This is a genomic window from Virgibacillus oceani, assembly GCF_041521345.1.
GTDB lineage: Bacteria > Bacillota > Bacilli > Bacillales > Amphibacillaceae > Virgibacillus_N > Virgibacillus_N oceani_A.
The window spans coordinates 1-288 of the sequence record NZ_JBGOHB010000094.1 but is presented as its reverse complement, the minus strand read 5'-3'; the positions used below and the strand labels follow the sequence as shown (position 1 = coordinate 288).

General features: G+C 42.0%; 1 protein-coding gene. It reads left to right on the top strand.

Annotated features, from left to right (window positions below):
- A partial coding sequence (locus tag ACDX78_RS23310) for a MucBP domain-containing protein (RefSeq protein WP_486031238.1) occupies positions 1–288 on the top strand: 288 nt, incomplete at both ends.

The following is a 288-nucleotide window of genomic DNA, read 5'->3' as shown; positions in this document are numbered from 1 at the left end:
CAGAACAGCTTACTGGAAACATTGGGGATCCTTATGAAGCTCAACCGAAAGATATTGACGGATATGAGCTAGTAGAAGTACCAAGCAATGAAACTGGTGAATTTGGTGAAGAACCACAAACCGTAACTTATGTATATACACCAGTTGTGGAGCCTACACCAGGGGCACCTGTAGATGTAGAATATGTAGATGAAAATGGAAATCCTATTGCAGACCCAGAACAGCTTACTGGAAACATTGGGGATCCTTATGAAGCTCAACCGAAAGATATTGACGGATATGAGCTAG